The sequence below is a fragment of the Mycobacteriales bacterium genome (genome assembly GCA_035690485.1).
Lineage (GTDB): Bacteria > Actinomycetota > Actinomycetes > JAFAQI01 > DASSKL01 > DASSKL01.
In genome coordinates this window covers 19,348-35,167 of sequence record DASSKL010000043.1, presented here as the reverse complement: position 1 = coordinate 35,167, position 15,820 = coordinate 19,348, and the positions used below count along the sequence as shown (strand labels likewise).

At 74.8% G+C, this 15,820-nt stretch carries 15 protein-coding genes; 5 read left to right on the top strand and 10 right to left on the bottom strand.

Annotated features, from left to right (window positions below; genetic code table 11):
* Positions 1-7 precede the first annotated feature (7 nt).
* The 3 genes from VFJ21_05550 to mraZ all read right to left on the bottom strand — a co-directional run bounded on the left by VFJ21_05550 (position 8) and on the right by mraZ (position 2,114).
* On the bottom strand, positions 8-583 hold the full coding sequence (locus tag VFJ21_05550) for a hypothetical protein (GenBank protein ID HET7406588.1): 576 nt from the start codon (positions 581-583) through the stop codon (positions 8-10).
* On the bottom strand, positions 580-1,527 hold the full coding sequence (gene rsmH / locus VFJ21_05545) for a 16S rRNA (cytosine(1402)-N(4))-methyltransferase RsmH (protein HET7406587.1): 948 nt from the start codon (positions 1,525-1,527) through the stop codon (positions 580-582). Before rsmH ends, VFJ21_05550 begins: the two co-directional genes overlap by 4 nt.
* A 155-nt stretch (positions 1,528-1,682) precedes the next feature.
* A complete protein-coding gene (gene mraZ, locus VFJ21_05540; GenBank protein HET7406586.1) occupies positions 1,683-2,114 on the bottom strand; it encodes a division/cell wall cluster transcriptional repressor MraZ in 432 nt (143 codons plus the stop codon).
* A gap of 238 nt (positions 2,115-2,352) precedes the next feature.
* Here mraZ and VFJ21_05535 point away from each other — a divergent pair, with 238 nt between their 5' ends.
* Genes VFJ21_05535 through VFJ21_05525 form a run of 3 tightly spaced genes read left to right on the top strand, consistent with a single transcriptional unit; the run spans position 2,353 to position 6,976 of the window.
* Positions 2,353-3,363: an AAA family ATPase gene (locus tag VFJ21_05535; protein ID HET7406585.1), complete on the top strand. Its 1,011-nt coding sequence runs from the start codon at positions 2,353-2,355 to the stop codon at positions 3,361-3,363.
* Positions 3,363-4,631: a DUF58 domain-containing protein gene (locus VFJ21_05530; protein HET7406584.1), complete on the top strand. Its 1,269-nt coding sequence runs from the start codon at positions 3,363-3,365 to the stop codon at positions 4,629-4,631. Before VFJ21_05535 ends, VFJ21_05530 begins: the two co-directional genes overlap by 1 nt.
* Positions 4,628-6,976: a DUF3488 and transglutaminase-like domain-containing protein gene (locus tag VFJ21_05525; protein HET7406583.1), complete on the top strand. Its 2,349-nt coding sequence runs from the start codon at positions 4,628-4,630 to the stop codon at positions 6,974-6,976. The genes VFJ21_05530 and VFJ21_05525 overlap by 4 nt, the downstream gene beginning before the upstream one ends.
* A 65-nt stretch (positions 6,977-7,041) precedes the next feature.
* On the opposite strand, the gene VFJ21_05520 is transcribed toward VFJ21_05525, so the two are convergent.
* From VFJ21_05520 to VFJ21_05490, 7 genes are all read right to left on the bottom strand, one after another.
* Positions 7,042-7,419 carry a DUF3040 domain-containing protein gene (locus VFJ21_05520; GenBank protein ID HET7406582.1) on the bottom strand — a complete coding sequence of 126 codons (378 nt, stop codon included), beginning with the start codon at positions 7,417-7,419 and terminating at the stop codon, positions 7,042-7,044.
* Between the two features lie 159 nt (positions 7,420-7,578).
* Positions 7,579-8,841 (bottom strand): DNA polymerase IV, encoded by a 1,263-nt coding sequence (gene dinB, locus VFJ21_05515; GenBank protein HET7406581.1) that lies wholly within the window; start codon positions 8,839-8,841, stop codon positions 7,579-7,581.
* Positions 8,842-9,015: 174 nt separating this feature from the next.
* Entirely contained in the window at positions 9,016-9,780 is a 765-nt protein-coding gene (locus VFJ21_05510) for a methyltransferase domain-containing protein (protein ID HET7406580.1), read from the bottom strand.
* Positions 9,781-9,892: 112 nt separating this feature from the next.
* Positions 9,893-13,606 (bottom strand): DNA polymerase III subunit alpha, encoded by a 3,714-nt coding sequence (locus VFJ21_05505; protein ID HET7406579.1) that lies wholly within the window; start codon positions 13,604-13,606, stop codon positions 9,893-9,895.
* 103 nt (positions 13,607-13,709) lie between these two features.
* Complete coding sequence (locus VFJ21_05500) at positions 13,710-14,087, bottom strand: SAV_6107 family HEPN domain-containing protein (GenBank protein HET7406578.1); 378 nt, start codon at positions 14,085-14,087, stop codon at positions 13,710-13,712.
* A gap of 18 nt (positions 14,088-14,105) precedes the next feature.
* Positions 14,106-14,444 carry a DUF6504 family protein gene (locus VFJ21_05495; protein ID HET7406577.1) on the bottom strand — a complete coding sequence of 113 codons (339 nt, stop codon included), beginning with the start codon at positions 14,442-14,444 and terminating at the stop codon, positions 14,106-14,108.
* A gap of 97 nt (positions 14,445-14,541) precedes the next feature.
* Positions 14,542-15,075: a 2'-5' RNA ligase family protein gene (locus VFJ21_05490; protein ID HET7406576.1), complete on the bottom strand. Its 534-nt coding sequence runs from the start codon at positions 15,073-15,075 to the stop codon at positions 14,542-14,544.
* A gap of 63 nt (positions 15,076-15,138) precedes the next feature.
* Between VFJ21_05490 and VFJ21_05485 the strand changes: the two genes are divergently transcribed.
* Together VFJ21_05485 and VFJ21_05480 are read left to right on the top strand one after the other, a co-directional pair.
* Entirely contained in the window at positions 15,139-15,369 is a 231-nt protein-coding gene (locus tag VFJ21_05485; GenBank protein ID HET7406575.1) for a hypothetical protein, read from the top strand.
* An 88-nt stretch (positions 15,370-15,457) separates the two neighbouring features.
* Positions 15,458-15,814, top strand: a complete 357-nt coding sequence (locus VFJ21_05480) for an ArsC/Spx/MgsR family protein (protein HET7406574.1) — start codon at positions 15,458-15,460, stop codon at positions 15,812-15,814.
* Positions 15,815-15,820 lie beyond the last annotated feature (6 nt).

Genomic DNA, 15,820 nt, shown 5'->3' with positions numbered 1-15,820 from the left:
CGCGCGGCTACGGATGGGTCGGGGCGGCGTGCAGTACCACCGGCGCGGGCGCCGGGTGGGTCGCAGGCTTGCTCGCGGTCGTGGCGGCGGCCGTCCCCGGCTTGGCCGCGGCGGCCGGCTTGGTGACCGCCGGTTTGGTGACCGCCGGCTTGCCGACGGCCGCGGGCTTCGGTGCCGGCGGCGGCGGTACGGCGTTGACGGCGCCGATCAGCCGACCGTCGGGCAACCGCAGGAAAGCCGGGACCGAGCCGGGCAGCATGCCGAGCGCGCGAGCACGGGCGGCCAGCGTCGTGGGCGACTGCTCGTGGGCGACCGCCACCTCCAGCGCCTGCTGCTCGTCGGACAGGTGTGCGGACTGCACCTGCAGGTGATGCAACCGGAACGCGTCCTGCGCGGCCAGGGTGTTCAGCAGCAGCAGGCCGAGCAGGCCGGTGACGAGCAGCCCGACGACGACGCCGACGAACGGCAGCCGCCGGGCGCTCCGCGGGATCGGTGCGACCAGGCGCAGCGCCGGCCGGTGCGGGCGGCGCTGCGGCGCAGGGGTGGCGCGTGGGGCCCGGGCGGTCGCCGTACGCGCACTCATGCCGCCTCCCGGATCCGCTCGGCGGCGCGCAACCGGGCGGAGGCGGCACGGGGGTTATCGGCCAGCTCGGCGTCGGACGGCGTCTCGGCCCCGCGGGTGAGCAGCCGCAGTTGCGGGGCGGCCCACTCCGGCTCGACCGGGAGGTCCGCGGGGGCGGTGCTCGTCGAGCCCGCCCTGAGCACCCGCTTGACCAGCCGGTCCTCCAGCGACTGGTAGGACAGCACCACGATCCGGCCCCCGACCCGCAGCGCGGCGACGGCGGCGGGCAGCGCCCGGGCCAGCGCGCCCAGCTCGTCGTTGACCTCGACGCGCAGCGCCTGGAACGTCCGCTTGGCCGGATGGCCGCCGGTGCGCCGGGTGGCCGCGGGCACGGCCTCGCGCACGAGCTCGGCGAGGCGCTGCGAGGAGTGCAGCGGCGTCCGGTCGCGCTCGCGGACGATCGCCTCGGCGATGCGGCGGGCGAACCGCTCCTCGCCGTAGTCGCGCAGCACCGCGGTCAACCGCTCCACGGTGTAGCCGTTGACGACATCAGCGGCGGTGCGCCCGCGAGTCGGGTCCATCCGCATGTCGAGCGGAGCCTCGACGGCATAGGCGAAACCGCGTTCCGCCTCGTCGAGCTGCAGCGAGGAGACGCCGAGGTCGAACAGCACCCCGTCGACGCGCTCGAGGCCGAGGCGGGACAGCACCGCGGGCAGCTCGTCGTAGACCGCGTGCACGAGGGTGATGCGCTCCTCGTAGGGCGAGAGCCGGTCACCGCTGAGCTGCAGGGCCTGCGGATCCCGGTCGAGACCGACCAGCCGCAGGGCGGGGTGGCGGGACAGCAGCGCCTCCGCGTGGCCACCGAGGCCGAGGGTCGCGTCGACGACCACCGCCGGACGGCCCTCGAGTGCGGGGGCGAGCAACGCGACGACCCGGTCGAGCATCACGGGTACGTGGCGCGGCATCGCAGGCCTTTCTCGCGGCGCGGACGGAGGAGGTCGCGGGACGTGCGGCCGGGTCTCCGGCCGCTTCGCGCCTGGCGCCGGGGAAGGTGCGTCAGGAGCGAAGCGGGCGGAGGCCGGGCTCCACGTCGGGCGGGCGGAGCAGTCGGTCGAGAAGGTCAGAAGACGCCGGGCAGCACCTCCTCCTCGAGCTGGGAGAACGCGTCCTCCTGCGACGCGAGGTAGCGGGCCCAGGCGGCGGCGTCCCAGATCTCGACGCGGGTGTTGGCGCCGACGACGGCGAGCTCGCGGTCGAGCCCGGCGTAGTCGCGCAGCGGCGAGGGGATCGTCACCCGTCCCTGCTTGTCGGGCACCTCGTCGGTCGCGCCGGAGAAGAAGACGCGGTTGTAGTCACGGGCCGCCTTGGCGGTGAGCGGCGCGGTGCGCAGCTGCTCGGTGAGCCGGGTGAACTCGGGCATCGCGAAGACGTAGAGGCACCGCTCCTGCCCCTTCGTGATCACGAGTCCCTCCGCCAGCTCGTCCCGGAACTTCGCCGGCAGGATCAGCCGGCCCTTGTCGTCGAGACGGGGCGCGTAGGTGCCGAGGAACACCGGCTTCCTCCACTCCCCGACCACGGTGCGGCGTACGCCGGCGCCCTGCGACACCATCGTCCACCACTGTGCGCCACTTTACTCCACATCACTCCACCGTCAACCATTTCGCGGTGCCCACCGCGAAGCCGCGTCCGCCTGACACACTGGCCAGGAGGCACCCGCCCGGAACGGTGAACCGGGCAGCGTGCGTCGTACGTAGCAAGGCCGACGCCAGCAGCGACCGTGGGAGGACGACGTGACGGTGACCCGCCGGTCGCGCGCCGCCGTCCCCGAGATGCGGCCGGGCGACGTCGCCGGGGCCGCCGGTGAGATCTGCGCCGCCGTGGAGCGGGTGATCGAGGGCAAGCCCGAGGTCGTCCGGCTGGCGGTCACGGCGCTGCTCGCCGAGGGGCATCTGCTGATCGAGGACGTGCCCGGCGTCGGCAAGACGATGCTCGCCAAGGCCCTGGCCCGGTCGATCGACTGCACGGTGCGCCGGATCCAGTTCACCCCCGACCTGCTGCCCAGCGACATCACCGGCGTCTCGGTGTTCAACCAGGAGCGGCGCGACTTCGAGTTCAAGCCGGGCGCGGTCTTCGCCAACATCGTCGTCGGCGACGAGATCAACCGTGCCTCGCCGAAGACCCAGTCCGCGCTGCTCGAGTGCATGGAGGAGCGCCAGGTCACCGTCGACGGTGTGACCTACCTGCTCGACGCGCCGTTCATGGTCGTCGCGACGCAGAACCCGATCGAGATGGAGGGCACCTACCCCCTCCCCGAGGCCCAGCGCGACCGGTTCACCGCGCGGCTCGCCATGGGCTACCCGGCGGCCGACGCCGAGCTCGCCATGCTCGACGCCCACGGCCAGGTGAACCCGCTGCACGACCTCGAGCCGGTCTCCGACGCGGCCGCCGTCGTCGCGATGATCGACGCCGTGCGCGCCGTGCACGTGGCCGACACGGTGCGTCGCTACGCCATCGACCTCGTCACCGCCACCCGCCAATCCCCCGACCTGCGGCTCGGCGCGTCGCCGCGGGCGACCCTGCACCTGCTGCGCACCGCGCGCGCCGCGGCGGCGCTGGAGGACCGCGACTTCGTGCTGCCCGACGACCTGCAAGGGCTGGCCGGCCCGGTGCTCACCCACCGGCTGCTGCCCACCGCCGAGGCCCAGATCAGCGGCCGTACGCCGGAGGCCGTGGTCGCCGAGATCGTCGCCCGCGTCCCGGTGCCCGACAGCGCCCCCCGACGGAGGGCGTCGGGAGCCTGATGGGTGCCGCGCTGTCGGGGCTGACCCTGCGGGGACGGTGCCTGCTGGCGGCGGGCATCGCGGCGTCGCTGAGCGCCGCGGTGCTCGGCGAGGAGGACCTGCTGCGCATCGGGATCTTCCTGGTGGCGCTACCGCTGGTCGCCGTCGCCGCGGTCGCCCGCACCCGCTACCGGCTGACCTGCGAGCGCCGCCTCGACCCGGCGCGGGTCGCGGCCGGCATCCCCGCGACGGTGCGGCTCCGCCTGCACAACGTCTCGCGGCTGCCCACCGGCGTGCTGCTCGTCGAGGACACCCTGCCGTGGGCGCTCGGCGAGCGGCCGCGTTTCGTCGTCGACCGGATGGAGCCGGAAGGGGTTCGCGAGGTCTCCTACCCGGTGCTGTCGCACAGCCGCGGCCGGTTCCGGATCGGCCCGCTGACCGTGCGCCTGACCGACCCGTTCGGCCTGTGCGAGCTGAGCCGGTCGTTCCGCGCGCACGACACGCTGATGGTGACCCCGGCCGTGGTCGCACTGCCCGTCGTACGCATCGGCGGCGACCGGGCCGGCGGCGGCGACGGGCGGGAGCGGTCGGTCGCCGTGCACGGCGAGGACGACGTCGCGGTGCGCGACTACCGGCAGGGCGACGACCTGCGCCGGGTGCACTGGCGGTCGACCGCCCGCACCGGTGAGCTGATGGTGCGGCGCGAGGAGCAGCCGTGGCTGCGCAGCGGTGCGGTGCTGCTCGACACCAGGGCCCACGCGCACCTGGGCGACGGGCCGGGGTCGTCGTTCGAGTGGGCGATCTCGGCCGCGGCATCGGCCGCCGTGCACCTCGCCCGGGGCGGCTACCGGCTGCGGATGGTCACCGACAGCGGCGTCGACGTCGAGGGTGGCGTGGGCTTCGAGGGGCGCGGCGAAGCCGGCCTGCTCGACGCGCTCGCGGTCGTCGAGCCATCGGGCAACCCGACGGTTGAGCCGGCCGTCCGGGCCCTGCGCCGCGCCTCGGTCGAGGGCGTCGTGGTCGCCGTCCTCGGCGCCATGGACTCCGCCGACCTCGACGCCGTCACCCGGTTGCGCAGCGGCCGGCTGACCGGGGTGGCCGTACTGCTCGACACGATCAGCTGGGCCGCCGGCCCCTCGGGGCGCACCCGCGGCGAGGCGGCCTACGACGAGAACGTGTCGGTGCTGCGCCGCGCCGGCTGGCGGGTGCTCGCCGTGCGCCACGGCGACGATCTCGCGCGCATCTGGCCGCAGGCGGCCGGCGGGCGCCGGGCGGGGGTGGGGGTGTGAACGCCCGCCCGAAGATGACGGCCCTCGCCGCGCTGGCGACGCTGCTCGCGACGCTGAGCCTGGCCCCGCTGTTCTCCGACGCCGGCTGGTTCCCCCCGACCCTGATCGTCATCCTGCTGGTCGCGCTCGCCGGCGCCCTGACGCGCCAGTTCCGGCTGCCGGCCCCCGGGGAGGCGCTGCTCGCCGCGGTGTTCGTCCTCGACTTCGTGACGGTCTGGTTCGCACCGCAGCACGCCCAGTGGGGGGTGCTCCCGAGCCGCGACACGTTGCACGACCTGCACGTGCTGCTGCGGGATGCCGGCTCGACGTTCGCGACGATCACCGCACCTGCGCCGAGCCACGACGGGCTGGTCCTGCTGACCGTGCTGTGCGTGGCCGCGCTGGCGTTCGTGGTGGACCTGGCGGCGGTGACGGCGCGGGTGCCGGCGCTCACCGGGTTGCCGTTCATCGCGGCGTACGCCGTCGCCTCGGGCCTCGCCCCGCACGGAGTCGGCGCGTTGCCGTTCCTGGCCGGGGCCGCGGGTTGGCTGACACTGCTGCTGGCCGACCACCGCGACCGGCTGAGCCGCTGGGGTCGGCCGCTACGGCCCGGGGGCACGGAAACGCTGACCGGGCTGGGCCCCGCCGAGGGCGCGCCGCTGTCGGCGGCCGGCCGGCGGATCGGGGCGGCCGCGCTGGGCATCGCCGTCATCGTGCCGCTCGTCCTGCCCGGGATGACGCACGTGCGGTTCGGCCACGGCAACGGGCTCGGCAACGGGGGCTCGAGCAGCGTCACGACGTTCAACCCGTTGGTGAGCATCCGCGACGAGCTCAACCGCAGCAGCACGCAGCGGCTCCTGGTGGTCGGCACCGACGACGCGACGCCCGACTACCTGCGGATGACGACGCTCGACCGCTTCGACGGCACGGTGTGGTCGTCGTCGCAGCTGAAGGAGGGGCCGAAGGCGCGGGTCAGCAACGGGATCCCGGTGTCGAGCGACACCACCGGCACGCCGAGCCGCACGGTCGACACCCACGTCCACGTCGTCGCGCTCGCGGTGCACTGGCTGCCCCTGCCGGCCCCGCCGTCGTCGGTCTCGATCGCGGGCGACTGGCGCTACGACCCGCGCAGCGGCACGGTCTTCTCGGCCCGCGAGGACACCCAGGGCGCGGACTACACCGTCGTCAGCGACCGGCTGATCCCCGACGTCACCGCGCTGCGCGATGCGCCGCCGCCCGGGCCGAACATGCGCGACTACCTGCAGCTGCCCAAGTCGTTGTCGCCCGCGGTCGCGCGGATCGCCCGGCAGCAGACGGCCGGGGCGCACACGGCCTTCGACAAGGCGGTCGCACTGCAGGACTGGCTGCGCGGCCCGCAGTTCACCTACGACACGACGGTCGCGCCGGGCAACAGTGACGACGCGATCCTGGAGTTCCTCGACCGCAGGCACGGATTCTGCGAGCAGTTCGCCGCGACGATGGCCGTGATGGCACGCACGCTGGGCATCCCGGCGCGGGTTGCGGTCGGCTTCACTCCGGGCCAGCTCAACCCCGACGGCACGCGCACGGTCACGACCGACGACGCGCACGCCTGGCCGGAGCTCTACTTCCCGCGGACCGGCTGGTTGCGCTTCGAGCCGACGCCGCGGTCCGACGGGCAGGCCACGACGCCGGCGTACACGCTGCCCGCCTCGGCCGGCGGCCAGGGCAACCAAGAGGACGTCATCCCGACCCCCGGCCCGTCGAGCGGTCCCCAGCCGAGCACGAGCGCCCCGCCGATCACCCTGCCGACCGATCCCGCGGCCGTTTCCACGCGCGGCGGCGGGCTGCCGTGGCGGGCGCTCGCCCTGCTCGCGCTGCTCGGCGTCGTCCTTGCCGTCCCGGGCGCGACGCGCGAGGCCGTACGCCGCCGCCGCTGGCTCGCCGCGGCCGATCCTCGCCGGCGGGCGCACGCCGCCTGGGCCGAGCTACGTGACGACGTCGTGGACCTCGGGTTCCCGTGGTGGCCGTCGGACTCGCCGCGGGGCACCGGGCGGCGGCTCGCCGACCGGGTCGACCTGTCAGCCGCCGGCGCCGCTGCGCTGAGTCGCGTGGTGCGGGCCGAGGAACGCGCCCGTTACGCGCCGGCCGGGCCGGACGCCGACGCGGACGGGTTGGCCACCGACGTGCGGGCCGTGCGGCACGACCTGCGGGCGGCCGTCAGCCGGCGCCGGCGGGTGCTGGCCGTCGTACTTCCGGTGTCGACGCTGCGGCGGGCCGGCTCGGCCGTGGGCGCTGCGGTGGAGCGGGTGTTCGAGGCCTTCGATGCGTTCTGGCCCGCGGTCCTGCGTTGGGGCCGGGCCCGCCTGCGCACCCGCCCGCAGTAACCCGTCGGCGCGATGCCGCCGGCGTGGGCTCGCGGCGGGACCGTCCGTGGCTGCCGGAGGTTCCGCTACCGGCCGCGGTCCTCCCAGCGGCGTTCCCAGCGCTCCTCGAGCCGGTGCCGCCAGGAGCCGTGGTGGTAGCTCGCGGTGGGAACCGGCTTGGGCTCTCGCACGGGTCGGTATCGCCGCCAGATGCCGACGGCGAGTCCGAGTGCGATGAGCGCGACCGCCCCGCCCCCGGCCATCATCGGGACGATCTCGAGGACGGCACCGGCGACCGCCACGCCGACCGCGATGGCGAGAAGGACGCCGGCACGGATCATCCGGCGGCGTTGCAGCGTGCGCAGATCGGTGGTGCGGTAGGCGTTGGCGAACTTGGGGTCCTCGGCATAGAAGGCCTGCTCGATCTGCTCGAGCAGTCGCTGCTCATGATCAGAGAGCGGCACGTGAGCCTCCCGTGGACGCATCCGCAGGAACGGTCCGTCGGCGGGTGCATCGGGGCCGTGACTGCGCAAGTTGAGGATACGAGTCTGCCCCGCCGCGCGGGAAGCCGTGCGGCAAAGTCCAACGGCCCCTCCTGACCGGGACTTCTTGCCGGTCGCCGGTCACGACCCGGAACCGGTCGACGGAGGCTCACCCTCGGGAGCCTCGACGAGAGTCGCGGGTCGCACCGCGCCGGCGCCGAACCGGCGCGAGGCCCGGTCGACGGCGAGCTCGGCCTCGCGCCAACCGGCGGGGCGCTCGTCGAGCAGCAGCTGGCGGGGCGTCGCGTCGGCATCGGCGAGGCCCTCGGCGCGTACGCCGACCAACCGGATGCGGGCGCGTTCGAGCCCGAGCGCGAGGTAGAGGCCGCGGGCAGTGTCGTAGATGTCGCGCGCGACGTCGGTGGGGATCGGGACGGTGCGCGACCGGGTGATGGTCGAGAAGTCGGCGAACCTCACCTTGATGCTGACCGTGCGGGAGACCTGCCCGGCAGAGCGCAGCCGGGCGGCGGTGCGCTCGGCGAGCCGCAGCAGCTCCCGCAGCACGACCTCGGGATCGTCAACGTCGCGCGGGAAGGTCTCCTCCGCACCGATGCTCTTGTCGGGCTCGTGCGGCACGACCCGGCGTTCGTCGCGGCCCCACGCGAGTGCGGCGAGGTGCGTGCCGACCGCGGCGCCGAGGGCCCGCTGCAACGTCGCCACCGGCGTGTGGGCGATGTCGCCGATCGTGCGCAGGCCGAGCCGGGCCAGGACCTCTTCGGTGCGCTCCCCCACACCCCACAGGGCCGCGACCGGCAGCGGGTGCAGGAACGAGACGACGTCGTCGGGCGGCACGACCAGCAGGCCGTCGGGCTTTGCCTGGGTGGTGGCGAGCTTGGCGACGAACTTGGTGCTCGCCACCCCCACCGAGCAGGTGATGCCCTGCTCGTCGGCGACCCGGGCGCGGATCAGCTCGCCGATGTGGAGTGGGGACCCGAGCCGCCGGACGGCGCCGGCGACGTCGAGGAACGCCTCGTCCAGCGCGATCGGCTCCACCAGCGGCGTGACCGAGCGGAAGATCTCCATGACCCCGGCGCTCGTCGCGGCGTAGGCGGCGTGGTCGGGCGGGATCACCGTCGCCTGGGGGCACAGGCGACGGGCCCGGCTCATCGGCATCGCGCTGTGCACACCGCTGGCCCGCGCCTCGTAGGTGGCCGACAGCACGACCGCTCGCGAGCCGAGGCCGCCGACGATGACCGGGCGGCCACGCAGCTCGGGCTGCCGGCGGATCTCGACGCTGGCGTAGAACGCATCCATGTCGACGTGCAGGACGTGCGCCCCGGTGTCGTCGAGGGCTCGACCCTGGACCGCTGGCGCCGCAGAACGCCGAAGCTGGTTGCGGCTCACCGTCGAGCACCGGGCACACAAGGCGACGAGAACGCCGCGAGGCGACGCGGCCGACTCGCCCGACTCGACCGGGCGGCCCTGACCGAGCCTCGCAAGGCCGCAGGAGCCGCCGTGTGCCCGGAGGGCACACAAGGCGACGAGAACGCCGCGAGGCGACGCGTCAGGGACGCCCGGTCAGTGCGGGTGGGCAAGGACATGGAACTGCGTGGCCACGTCGCGGTAGACGGGGATCTCGGCGACCTGCTCCTCCAGCCGCGCCAACCGTTCCGCGGCATCGGGGTCGTCGTCGAGCAGCCCGCCGGGCACGAGGTCGCTGAACACCCGGATGCCGTGCACCCGGTCCGGGTGCAGGCCCGCAGTGGCGACCAGCGAGAGCAGCTGGTCGAGGGTGAACCGGCGGACGAGCGGATCGCCGGGACCGGCGCGGCCGGCGGGGTCGGCGTACAGGGCGGCGGCCTCGTCGATGCGGCCGGCGACCGCGCGGGCGAGGACGGCGGCGGCGCGGTTGGCGGCGAGGATGCTGATGACCCCGTGCGGGCGCAGCGCCCCCGCCAGCGTGGTGAGTGCGAGCAGTGGGTCGTCGACGACCTCGAGGACGCTGTGGCAAAGCACCGCGTCGTAGTTGGCGGAGGGTACGACGTCGAGGATGCCTGCGGCGTCGCCCTGCAGGCCGCGCACGAGGTGGGAGACGCCGGACTCGGCGGCCCGGCGCTCGAGCGCGGCGAGCGAGTCGGGGCTCGGGTCGACAACGGTGACCGTGTGGCCGAGCTCGGCCAACGGCACCGCGAACCCGCCGGTGCCGCCACCCGCGTCGAGGACGTCGAGGCGGCCGGTGCCGTCGCCGCCGGCGCGTTGGCCGAGCTCGACGAACGCCGTGCGCAGCAGCTCGCGAACCACGGCGGTACGCAGGAAGGCGCGGGAACGCACCCTGTCCGGCATAGGGCCCAGCCTAGGGCGTGCCTCTCTATCCCCGGCCGTAACGCAACAGGCCGCGGGCGCAGGAGGACACCCCGTGGGGTGACGCGTCGAAGCGCGGCGCGGGGTTGCCCGGTCATGGACCGGAACTTCCCGGGCTGGCGTGCCACAGCTTGCGCGGCGGGGTGCCGCGGCCGCGGCCGATGCCGGGGCCGGCCGGGCGGATGTCGGCGTAGGGCGAGAGCTGGAACCCGCTGGCAAAGGAGCGCACGGGGACGCCGGTCATCACGGGCCGGGTCGACCGGCTGCCGGCCGCTCCGTGGACCGCCGCCTCGCGGGTCTCCTCGGTGAGCACACCGGGCCGGCGCATCAGCTCGTCGACCGCGACCATGCCCCCGGACTCCCACGCGGCCCGCAGCCCGGTCAGCTCCCAGCAGGCGAGGGCGTTGAGCGAGATCCCGCGCGGGCCGGTGCGTCGCACGAGCCCGCGGATGACGAGCAGCCAGGAGTGGAACAGCGTCGCGGCGTGCCCGGCCTGGGCGTCCTCGAAGAACGTCGCGTCGACCGGGCCGGTCGCGTCGTCGAGGGTCACGAACACCACGCGGCGGCCGGACCGCACCGGCGGGGTCTGCGTCGCGACCTTCACCCCGGCAACGAGCACCTCGGCCTGGCTCCGGCAGCCGAGCAGGTCGCGGGCTCGCGTGACACCGAGCGCGGCGAGGAACGGCTCGTAGCCGGCGAGGACGTGGGCGGTCGCGTCGAGGCCGAGCACGTCGAGCTCGGCCTGCACCCGGTCGAGCAGGGTCATCTCCGGCAGCCCGGCTGCGGGCGCCGAGCCGATCTCCTCGAGGTCGAACGCGAGCTGCACGTCGACCGCCCCCACCGGCTTGGCGGCCTGCGACTGGCTCTTGGCCCGCTCCCGCACGTCATCGCTACCCCGGTCGGCCGGCGGCTTCGTCGCGAAGCCGCTGCGGCGGCGGCCCGGCGTCTGCGACGCGAGCTCAGCCGCCTGGAGCAGCAGGTCGCGGCGGGTGACGCGGCCGCGGCGGCGTAGGGGGATCGTCGAGTCGAGCCCGTAGATCGCGTCGAATGCGCCGGCGACGACGAGCCGCTCGACCACCGGGCGGGAGACCGCCGCCCGGTGCCAGAAGTCGGACAGCGTGGCGAACGGCCGGCCGGCGAGGATGCGGGCGACCTCGGCGTCGGTGATGCCGCGGACGTCGGCGAGCCCCAGCCGGATGCCGTAGCCGGCGGCCGGTCGCGGTGGTTGGTCGAGGATGCCGGGCGGCGGTTCGTCGTAGACGGAGAGCTTCTCGACGCGATAACCGGAGTCGGAGCGGTTGACGTCGAGCGGTAGCACGGTGAGGCCGAACTGGCGGGCGTCGTCGAGGATCAGCCGCTTGGGATACATGCCGGGGTCGTGGGTGAGGACACCGGCGAGGAACGCCGCTGGATGGTGCGCCTTCAGCCACGCCGACTGGTAGGTCGGCACCGCGAACGCCGCGGCGTGCGCCTTGCAGAAACCGAACGACGCGAACGCCCGCAGCACCTCCCACGCCCGCTCCACGGTGGCGCCGTCGTAGCCGTGCGCGAGCGCGGTGGGGATGAACCACGCCTGCGCCTCCGGCTGGCCGTCGGGGTCGCCGAGCGCGCGGCGCACCTCGTCGGCCTCGGCGAGCGAGCAGCCGGTCAGCGTGGCGATGATCTGCAGCACCTGCTCGTGGAAGACGACGACGCCGCCGGTCTCGGCGAGGAACGGCCGCAGGTCGTCGTGCAGGTAGGACGCGGGGCGCCAGCCCTGCCGGGCCTCGAGGAACGGCGTGACCATGTCGCTCTTGACCGGCCCCGGCCGGAACAGCGAGATGTCGATGATGATGTCGCCGAACGTCTCGGGCGCGAACTTGCCGACGAGCTCGCGCTGACCGGGCGACTCGATCTGGAAGCAGCCGAGCGTGCGGGTCGACTGGATCAGCGCGAACGTCTCGGAGTCGTCCCGCGGGACCGCGTCGATGTCGACCTCGACGCCGTCGACCCGGCGGATCTCGTCGAGGGCGTAGGCGATCGAGGACTGCATGCGTACGCCGAGGACGTCGAGCTTGAGCAGGCCCAGCTCCTCGACGTCGTCCTTGTCGAACTGGCTCATCGGAAAGCCGAGCCAGCTGGCCTCGACCGGAGTGCGGTCGAGCAGCGTGCGGTCGGACAGCAGCACACCGCACGGGTGCAGCGCCACGTGGCGCGGCAGCCCGTCGAGCCGCTCGACCAGCCGGAACAGCAGGTCGAACGGGCCGCCGTCGCCGTCGCGACCGGCCAGGCCACTGGCCCGCAGCTCCGGCAGGTCGCGCAGCGCAGCGCGCACCTGGCCGGCCCGGATGTGCGGGAACGCCTTGGCCACCGCGTCGATCTCGCCGGGCGGCAGGCCCAGCGCCGCGCCGACGTCGCGGATGGCGTGGCGCACCCGGTAGGTGTCCATCATCGACACGCAGGTGCAGCGGTCGCCGCCGTAGCGGTCGAGGATCGCCTCGTAGACCTCGGTGCGGCGGGCCGACTCGACGTCGAGGTCGATGTCGGGCAGCGCCTCGCGCAGCGGGGAGAGGAACCGCTCCATGAGCAGGTCGTAGCGCATCGGGTCGACGTCGGAGATGCCGAGCAGGTAGTTGACCAGGCTGCCGGCACCGGAGCCACGGGCGGCGCAGCGCACGCCCATGCCGCGGACGATGTCGACGACGTCGGCGACGGTGAGGAAGTAGGCCGGGTAGCCGAGCTGACGGACGACCCCGAGCTCGTCGTCGAGCCGGCGGCGGGCCGCCGCGTCGGCCGGCATGGCCCGCCGGGCGAACCCTGCCTCGCAGCGGGCCCGCAGCACCGCGTCGGCGTCGGCGGTCGCAGTGTCGAGCTCCGGGAAGTGGACCCGCCCGATGCCGAGGTCGGCCCGCGGGTCGAGCGCGCACCGCTCGGCGACCGCCCGCGTGCGGGCCAGCAACCGCCGGCCCGCGGTCTCGTCGAGGCCCGCGAACCGGGCGATGTCGGCGGCGACCTCCGCCATCTCCTTGCCGGACTTGAGGTAGCCGTCGGCATTGGCCCGGTCGACGTGCCGCGGGTCGAGAGCGACCAGCCGCCGGGCGGCGTCGAGCACGTCGGCGGTCGGCGCGTCGGCGCGGTCGGCGTAGCGGACGGCGTTGGTGAGCACCGCCGGCGCGCCCGCTTCGGCGGCGAACCCCAGCAGCCGGGCCGCCCGCTCGGACTCGCCCGGCCCACGGTGGCTGACCACCTCGACGACCACGTCGGCCGGCTCGACGACCTCGCGCCAGCGGGCGAGCTCGGCGCGGGCGAGGTCGGGCCGGCGGCGGGCGAGCGCCTGGCCGAGCCCGGACTGCGGGCCGAGCAGCACGAACACCGCTCCACCGGACTCGTCGACCGCCCGCGCGACGAGCTCGGGGCTCGTCACCGGCCGGCCCCGCTCACCGGCCAGGTGGGTGGCGCTGATCAGCCGGCAGATCGCGGCCCAGCCACGGGCGTCCCGGGCGAGGAACGTGACCCGGTGGCGTGCGGCCGGGTCGGGTGGCTCGACGAACGCCCCGCCTCGCGCCGGGCTGCGCCGCGGTCGCCGCGGACCACCCTCCCGGCCGGTGGGCGCGACCACCGCGAGATCGACCCCGAGCAACGGGCGGATGCCGGCGGCCGCGCATGCCTTGACGAACTTGACTGCGCCGTAGGCACCGTCGCGATCGGTCAGCGCGAGCGCGTCCATGCCGTGGTCGGCGGCCCGCTCGACCAGCACGTGCGGGTGCGAAGCGCCGTGCCGCAAGGAGTAGCCCGACGCCACGTGCAAGTGCACGAACGGATCGCTCACGCGGCTTCCAGGTGGATGCATCGCAAGGCGGAAGGGAGCGAAGCGTGCCCGGAGGGCACGTGAGCGACCGACAACGCAGCAAGGCGCCGCCTGGGAGCCGCGTTCACGCGGCGGGCACCAGGCCGAGCGCATCCTCCACGACGGCGAGGAACCGGGTCGCGTCACGGAGCAGGTCGTCGGCCTCGCGAGCGGTCACCGCGTGCCGGATGCCCGCCTCGGCCGCGGCGCGCTTGGTCGCCCCGGCGGCGAAGAACGCCGCCCACTCCCCCAGCTCGGGAGCCACCGTGGCGAGCAGCACCCAGGCGCTCGTCGGCCGGCGCCGGGCGTGCTGCTCGTCGGGCCGGGCCCGCGCGGCGAGCACCGCCGCCGCCGTGCGCAACGCGGCCAGGTGCGCGGCGGCGTAGCGGTCGATCGGCACGGTCGCCTCGACGGCGTCGGCGAGCCCGAGCCGTGCCTGCTCGAGCAACGAGAGCGAGGACATCGGTCACCTCCCACGGAGTCAGTCGAGGACCCGGGCGAGCGTCCAGCCGCCGGCCGCCCAGTCGAAGGACAGGTCGTAGAGCCCGGTGCCGGCCGCCGAACCCGCCCCGGCCTCCACACGCCACACCTCGCGCTCCCGGTCGTCGGGCCCGGCGAACCCCGCCGCGCCACCCGATCCGGCCGACCCGACAGCCGCCTCCGCCGGTCCGGCCTGCCACCAGCCGCCGGCCTCCCACCAGCGGGCGAGGACGGCGCGCACGAGATAGAGCCGGCCACGCCACAGGAACTCCGCCGGCTCGTCGTCGCGCCGCCGCACGTCGACCGGCTCGCCGTAACGCCGCCCCACCGCAACGCTCACGCCCGCCTCCCCGGAATCGAACATCTGTTCGAACACCGTAGGCGCGCCGCCCCACCCCGTCAACCGGGTGGAGCCACCCCTGGGGACGGAGCGGGACCTACCCCAGGGGATAGGTCGAGTGGCGGTTCCAACGACCGGTGCCGTCGAGGGCCAGCAGGGTCACCGTCTCCACGCGGGTCGCGATCGGCAGCGCGGGCGCCACCTCGGTCACCACGTGGGCCAGCGAGTCGACGTCGACGTCGTCGGCGACCGTCAGGTGCGGGATGACGCTGTCGAACTCCCCGCCGTAGGGCGGGCACTCCGGCCAGCGCGCACACACCGCCCACGTCAGCGTGATGAACGGGTCGGGTGGCTCCGGCGCCACCCACAGCGTCTGCGGAAAGCGCTGCAGCGACGCGAACCGCACGTCGAACGACGACACGGCGGCCAACACGTCGGCGAGGTCGCGCAGGGTCGCGTCGTCGAGCGCCCCGGTCGGCAGCCACGGGTAGAGCACGGTCACGTGCGCCGGCACACCCTGACCGGCCGACGGGTCGTAGGACGCCCGAAACCGGCCGACGACGGGCTCGGCAGCGGGCACCTCGACGACGAGTGCCGTGCGGGGCCCGGACTGCTGCAGAAGGCGCGACACCCGGACCACCCTAACGATCCGGTTAGATCGGGTAGGCGCATCGTCGAAGGGTAGGAGCCGCGCATGCTCCGTCGTACGACTGTTTCCGCTCGCTCTCTGCTCGCCCGTCGTGCCGGGCGGTTGGCCGCTGCTGCCGGGCTCGCCGCGCTCGCGGTCGCGACCGGCTGCGCCCAGGACATGCCGGCCGAGACCCCCAACCTGTCGACACCGGGCCCGCCGCTGCCTCCGGTCTCCTCGGCACCGAGCAGCCCCGCGACGGTCCCCACCACTCCCCCCGCGTCACCGACGGGCTGACGCGGCACGGATCGCCCGACACGCACCGCCGACGCGCCGCACCGACCACCCGGCACGCGGGGTAGCGTCCGGCGCGATTGGAGGTCCCATGGAGGTCTGGTACAACCCGTCGTGCTCCAAGTGCCGCATCGCCACCGAGGCGCTCGACGAGGCCGGCGTGACCTACACGCTGCGCCGCTACCTCGACGACCCACCGACCGCCGCGGAGATCGAGCAGGCGCTCGACGCGCTGAGCCTGCAGCCCTGGGACATCACCCGCCTCGGCGAGCCGCTGGCCAAGGAGCTCGGGCTCGCCGACCGGCCGCACGACCGGGCCGACTGGATCGACGTGCTCACGACGCACCCGCAGCTGATCCAGCGGCCGATCCTGCTGGCCTCCGACGGCACGGCCTACGTCGGCCGCACACCCGACGCTCTCGACCGGGCGGTCGAGCACGAGCGCTGAGCCGGC

What these genes read in the sequence shown, in the direction of transcription:
- VFJ21_05550 (HET7406588.1), bottom strand. Translation starts at nt 583, where the DNA reads ATGAGTGCGCGTACGGCGACCGCCCGGGCCCCACGCGCCACCCCTGCG.
- rsmH (HET7406587.1), bottom strand. Translation starts at nt 1,527, where the DNA reads ATGCCGCGCCACGTACCCGTGATGCTCGACCGGGTCGTCGCGTTGCTC.
- VFJ21_05530 (HET7406584.1), top strand. Translation starts at nt 3,363, where the DNA reads ATGGGTGCCGCGCTGTCGGGGCTGACCCTGCGGGGACGGTGCCTGCTG.
- VFJ21_05510 (HET7406580.1), bottom strand. Translation starts at nt 9,780, where the DNA reads ATGCCGGACAGGGTGCGTTCCCGCGCCTTCCTGCGTACCGCCGTGGTT.
- VFJ21_05500 (HET7406578.1), bottom strand. Translation starts at nt 14,087, where the DNA reads ATGTCCTCGCTCTCGTTGCTCGAGCAGGCACGGCTCGGGCTCGCCGAC.
- VFJ21_05485 (HET7406575.1), top strand. Translation starts at nt 15,139, where the DNA reads ATGCTCCGTCGTACGACTGTTTCCGCTCGCTCTCTGCTCGCCCGTCGT.
- VFJ21_05480 (HET7406574.1), top strand. Translation starts at nt 15,458, where the DNA reads ATGGAGGTCTGGTACAACCCGTCGTGCTCCAAGTGCCGCATCGCCACC.